Here is a 6,299-nt window from a genome sequence, read left to right as displayed (position 1 = left end):
ATAATATGTAAGAACTTAACCAAAAGGTCAGCTTTAAACACAAAGTAGCAACCTTGCCCAACAGACCCTAAATACACGTTTATTTCAATCTTTATATCCACTTGTTGCGTAAACCTATTTGTTTAGACATCTTGTGACGATATTGAAGCACTCTCCTCAGTCAGATTAAGCTTGAGCAAGTCAGAAGTTCAGAAGGCAGTCAGCTTATCCCATATGCTTATAGATATTTTTATTGATTTAGGTTTGACTAACAGTTGATCCTACTTTGGGAACAGTGTGCGACCGCATTGCATAACTTCCTCTCAGAGTTTAAATTAATTTTCTATATAACTTTTACCCTGATAGCCGAGTATTGCCATGATCAGTTTTTATCTAAATGGAAAGTTTCATGAGATAGCCGACCTTAATCCTAATACAACCGTTCTTGAGTATTTACGTCTGCACGAAAGGCAGAGTGATACGAAAGAGGGCTGCGCTAGTGGAGACTGCGGTGCGTGTACCGTTATGGCACAGCCGTTACTTACTAATGGTAATGAGACTGCCAATCCCACGCCTTTTTATACCCTAAATTCCTGCATTACCTTGTTATCATTGATGGATGGACATCATTTGATGACCGCGGCTTATCTCGCAGACAATCCTGAGAATCATCCAGAGCGTGCCTCCTTGCATCCTGCGCAACAAGCGATGGTGGACTGTCACGGTTCGCAGTGCGGCTTTTGTACGCCAGGATTTGTCATGTCATTGGCAAGTGTTTACGAAAATCATCGTTTGCAAAAAGTGAAAGATGCGACGACAGATGAGCTAAGTTATGATGATATTGTTGCTTCAATATCAGGAAATTTATGCCGCTGTACGGGTTACCGCCCGATTATTGAAGCTGGTTTGGCAATGGCAGATATTGGTCAGCAACGAGATACTGCGAAGGCAGCACAGAAAGATCTTACGCTAGCATTAGCGACGGATGCGATGGCAAATCGTAAAACAGCTGATCCACTACACACAAACATTATCACTCCTGCATTGACTCACGGTTCACAGAAATTATTTATACCACAGACTATTGATGAGCTGAATCAAGTATTAGCAGCGAATCCGAAGGCAACGATTTGGGCTGGTGGTACAGATTTGGGCCTAAGTGTGACGCAGCATTTTATCGACCATGACGTTATTATTCAGCTATCTGCCATTGATGAGTTGAAATCTTGGTCATTAAATGATGGAGAGAAAAGTGTAGCGCCAACATCTACAAAATCGTTAGTGCTTGGTGCTGGTATGAGCTACAAGAAAATGCTGCCTGTACTTGAGCAGTATTTTCCTGAGTTTGCAGCATTGTTTGAGCGTATTGCCTCTCCGCAAATCCGTAACATGGGGACGATCGGTGGCAATATCGCTAATGCATCACCGATTGGTGATTTACCGCCTGTCTTATTAGCATTAGATGCGCAGGTTCATTTACGCCATTGCGATACGGATCGTAATAGTGATGAGTCTCCAGCGTATTACACTGATGAAACCCTACCTCTATCTGAATTCTTTTTGGATTATAAAAAAACCAAGCTACGTGCAGGCAGTTATGTTGTCGCCATTCATATCCCGCTATTACAAGACAATCAGCACTTATTTATTCATAAGATAAGTAAACGCTATGAAGATGATATTTCTGCCTGTCTACTTGCGGCAAGGATCGATGTATCGGTAAATGATATGACGATTGATAATGTAAAATTTGGGCTGGGCGGTATGGCTGCAATACCTTTGTTGGCTGAAAAAACTCAACAAGCATTAATTGGAAAATCTGTGGCGGTCGACAGTTTCGAGAAAGCCGCGAAAATGCTACCGATGGATGTCTCACCAATGACGGATGTCAGAGCCAGTCGTGAGTATCGTATGCATGTGGTGCAGCGGCTATTGGTCAAGTGCGGCAAGCAGTTAGTCGCAGCGGGGCAATCAACAAGCGTCTCATAGAGATTGGCGATTTATAAACTCGCCATAAGCTTTGCTTGCCCAAAATTGTTATGCATTACATACAGATATTTATAACAGTTATGATTTTGCGACCGTGATTTTTTGATATGGTTTTTATTGGATTAGCTCTTAATAATTATATTTCTATCAAATCAAGTATTTATGATACCCGTCGCAACATAGCTTTTATCATACCGTCAAACCATCAATAGCCAAGTGTATAGGTGAGAGGTTTGACCAAAAATATAAGAGATCACCATCATGAGTCATCATTCTTCATTATTTGACAGCGACAGTATTCGACGCGTCCGCCCACCCAAAAACAAAATTGGTACCAGTGCCAAACATGACAGTGCGATCAGCCATGTGATGGGTACGGCGACTTATGTCGATGACATACTGAAACCGCAAGGCACTCTACATTTAGCCATCGGTAAAAGTATCCATGCGCATGCACGCGTGTTGAGCATGGATTTCAGTGCAGTAAGAGCCGTTGATGGAGTAATAGACGTAATTACCTTTAAAGATATTCCGGCTAAAACCGATATCGGTCCTGTATTTGATGGCGATCCATTGATGGTGGATAAGGTTGCTGAGTATGTGGGTCAGACCTTGTTCGTCGTCGTTGCAACCAGTCATCGTGCTGCCAAAAAAGCCACGCTCAAGGCAAAGATAGAGTATGAGCCTTTGCCAGCGATACTCACTATTGAAGAAGCATTAAAGCAATCACAGTTTGTACGTCCTAGCCATTTTATGACGCGTGGTGATTCTCAAGCAGCGATTGACAGCGCTTATACTCGCATTGCAGGTCATATTCATATGCTGGGTCAGGAGCATTTTTATCTAGAAGGTCAGGTATCATATGTCGTGCCTTGTGATGACGGTGGGCTCGAAGTCTACACCTCCTCACAGCATCCTAGTGAAGTACAGCAGCTCGTCGCTGAGGTTATTGATCTGCCTTTTCATGCTGTGACGACAGTCGTACGTAGAATGGGTGGCGGGTTTGGTGGTAAGGAGACGCAAGCCGCTGCGTGGGCCTGTCTGTGCGGTATCGTTGCCAAACGCCATAATGTGCCAGTGAGCATGCGTTTAGATCGCCAAGATGACATGGTGGTGACGGGTAAACGTCACGAGTTTGCTAACCGATATGACGTTGGTGTCAATGACGAGGGTCAAGTGCTCGGTGTTGATATGCAGTTAGCTGGATTGTGTGGCTATTCGCCTGATTTGTCTGATGCTATCGTCGATCGCGCGATGTTTCATTGTGATAATGCTTATTATTATCCAGCGGCACAGATAGCTGGTCACCGTTGTAAGACGCATACCGTATCCAATACGGCTTATCGGGGTTTCGGTGGTCCGCAGGGTTTGCTAACGGCCGAATATATGATGGATCATATTGCCTATACGCTAGGCAAAGATCCGCTACAAGTACGTTTGGCGAACTTATACAAAGATGGTCAAAGCACTCATTATGGGCAGCCGATTGAGCATTTTGATTTAGTCACTATCATGCAAACGTTGGCAGACGATAACCAATACGATAAACGCCGACAGCAGGTTACAGCGGCCAATAAAAAAGCGGCAGCAGAGGGCAGTGATAAACGCTGGGGTCTGGCATTGACGCCTGTTAAATTCGGTATCTCGTTTACCGTACAACATTTGAATCAAGCCGGTGCGCTGGTACATATTTATACCGATGGTAGTATTCAGATCAACCATGGTGGTACTGAAATGGGGCAAGGGTTGTATGTAAAGATTGCCCAAATTGTCGCCAATGAATTCGACGTGGATGTAGATACGGTTAAAGTCACGGCGACCCGTACAGATAAAGTTCCAAATACATCGCCGACAGCGGCTTCTTCTGGCACAGATATCAATGGCAAGGCGGCACAGAATGCTTGTATCACGGTTAAACAACGCTTGATTGAGTTTGCTGCTGAACATTTTGACGTTATCAAGGAGGAGATTAGGTTTGAGCGTAATCACGTTCATATCGCTGATAAAAATATATTAACGTTTGCTGAGTTGGTGCTATTGGCGTATCAGCACCGTATCAGCTTGTCTTCGACCGGTTACTATAAAACCCCAAAGATTTTTTATGATCGCTCAAAAGCATGGGGTCGTCCATTCTTCTATTTTGCACTTGGGGCATCCTGTTCTGAAGTCGAAATTGATATCTTAACGGGTGAGTATAAAGTGCTACGCTGTGACATCCTGCATGATGTTGGACAGTCAATCAATCCAGCCATTGATATTGGTCAGATTGAAGGTGGGTTTGTCCAAGGAATGGGTTGGTTGACCGCTGAAGAGTTAATTTGGGACAAGAAAGGCAAGTTGGCTTCTAACGGTGCCGCGAATTATAAAATTCCAACCGCTCATGACTTACCAAAGCAGTGGAGCGTGAAACTGTTCGATCGCAAAAACGAAGAGCAGACTATTTATAACTCTAAAGCCGTCGGTGAACCACCGTTCATGTTAGCCGCTAGTGTTTGGTGTGCGATAAACAATGCCATTGCAAGCGTCGGTGATTATAAGAAAAACCCAGAGCTGACCATGCCAGCTACGCCAGAAGCTGTATTGAAATCTGTCATGCGCTTACAAGGCCAAGCGTGGGAGATTTTAGAGCGTATAGATACTGATGCGGTTGAAAGCTTGACCTCAGTGGATGATAACTGCGGTATCGATGATGATCGAGTACAGCCACAACAAGTGCCTCATAGCAAAGATATCCATTTGCCAGCAACGGAAGGTACACTGATGGATGAACAGCCTGAGGCGATACAAGATCCTAATGTATCAACGGCTAGAGGACCTGCACACGGTGAGTAATGAATCAGCACCACAAACCTCATCACTATTATCAGGACTATCAAAACCGCGAAAGAGGACTCCACCCGACGCTAGGGTGGAGGTGAATTTCGCATCATTTTCAATGTTTAAATTACATAATATGCGCCTGAATTTGGTATAATAATTAATTATTGTAATACTTTTAACTCACAATGAGCATCGCATGAAGATCAACAAAGCGTATAAATTTAGGCTGGAGCCTAATGCAGAACAAGGGGTTATGCTAACCCGACTTGTCGATTCTGCGCGTTTGGTTTGGAATCAAATATTGGCAGCCTCATTCGAGATGTTTGCTAAAGGTGAGTTTATTAATGCAACCAATCTCGTTAATAAAATCACGGCATTAAAAAATAACCCTGATTTTGAGTTCTTAAAAACAAGCTCTAACGCGGTGTCTTTACAACAAAAAATTCGTGATCTCGCTTCTGCTTGGTCACGTTTCTTTGATCCTAAAGTCCATGCAAGGCATAAAGAGAATAAAAAGAAACCAAAAAAGCCCAAGTTTTTTAAACTGGCGGATGGCACTGAAATTCAGCGCCGACCCTTGATGCCGCAATGGAAACGTAAGTCCGATCAGAACGACTCCATGCGCTTGGTGCAGTTTGACAAATACTGCCGTGTTGAAGGCACTCGCGTCAAGCTACCCAATGGCGTGGGATTTGTGAAATTCAGAAAATCCCAAGACATCATCGGCACCATCAAAAACGTCACTATTAGCAAGAAATCAGGGCGCTGGTACGTGTCGTTTGGCACAGAGCGTGAGGTTGAAAAACCAATTCATCCTTCTAAGACCGCCATTGGTTTGGACATGGGTATCAGCAAACTACTCACCACCTCAAACGGTGAATACATCAAACCGAAAAACAGTTTTAAAGCCAATCAACTTAAACTTGCCAAATTACAGCGTCAATTAAGCAGAAAGGTTCTGTTTAGCCAAAACTGGAAAAAGCAAAACTGTAAGATTCAAAAGCTACACCATCACATCGCCAATATTCGCCATGACTACTTGCATAAAATCACCACCAGCATCAGCAAAAACCACGCCATGATTGCCTGTGAGGATTTAAAGGTTGCTAATATGTCGAAGTCTGCCAGTGGTACGGTGGAGAACAAAGGTCGTCAGGTTAAAGCTAAGTCAGGATTAAACAAATCCATCCTAGATCAAGGCTGGGGCATGATGATTGATATGCTTGAGTACAAGCAGCAGTGGCGCAGCGGATTACTTATCAAAGTAAACCCACGCCACACTAGCCAAACCTGCTCTGAATGCCAGCATATCGCCAAGGAAAACAGACAAACTCAGTCCAAATTTGAGTGCGTCAAATGCATGTATGTTGCGAACGCTGATTTTAATGCGGCTCGTAATATATTAGCGGCAGGACATGCCGTTTTGTCTGTGGAGGGAGGACGCAGTAAAGGTCGCCCGATGAAACAGAAAACTTGTGGCCTTCGTGAGAAAACCACCTAAGAGCTTTTGC

Annotated in this window: 3 protein-coding genes; all 3 read left to right on the top strand. The window is 43.8% G+C overall.

Features of this window, described 5'->3' with window-relative positions:
• Positions 1-357: 357 nt before the first annotated feature.
• The 3 genes from xdhA (at position 358) to ACT3RN_RS06565 (ending at position 6,289) form a co-directional block, all read left to right on the top strand.
• On the top strand, positions 358-1,968 hold the full coding sequence (gene xdhA / locus ACT3RN_RS06575; protein WP_192519057.1) for a xanthine dehydrogenase small subunit: 1,611 nt from the start codon (positions 358-360) through the stop codon (positions 1,966-1,968).
• A gap of 261 nt (positions 1,969-2,229) precedes the next feature.
• Entirely contained in the window at positions 2,230-4,800 is a 2,571-nt protein-coding gene (gene xdhB, locus ACT3RN_RS06570) for a xanthine dehydrogenase molybdopterin binding subunit (RefSeq protein ID WP_192992436.1), read from the top strand.
• Positions 4,801-4,984: 184 nt separating this feature from the next.
• A complete protein-coding gene (locus ACT3RN_RS06565) occupies positions 4,985-6,289 on the top strand; it encodes an RNA-guided endonuclease InsQ/TnpB family protein (RefSeq protein ID WP_192992435.1) in 1,305 nt (434 codons plus the stop codon).
• Positions 6,290-6,299: the final 10 nt, after the last annotated feature.

Source organism: Psychrobacter sp. AOP5-GZ1-6 (assembly GCF_052376345.1).
Lineage (GTDB): Bacteria > Pseudomonadota > Gammaproteobacteria > Pseudomonadales > Moraxellaceae > Psychrobacter.
This window is presented reverse-complemented; position numbering and strand designations above follow the sequence as displayed.

Coding starts and splice junctions, on each gene's coding strand:
- xdhA (WP_192519057.1), top strand. CDS start 358: ATGATCAGTTTTTATCTAAATGGAAAGTTTCATGAGATAGCCGACCTT.
- xdhB (WP_192992436.1), top strand. CDS start 2,230: ATGAGTCATCATTCTTCATTATTTGACAGCGACAGTATTCGACGCGTC.
- ACT3RN_RS06565 (WP_192992435.1), top strand. CDS start 4,985: ATGAAGATCAACAAAGCGTATAAATTTAGGCTGGAGCCTAATGCAGAA.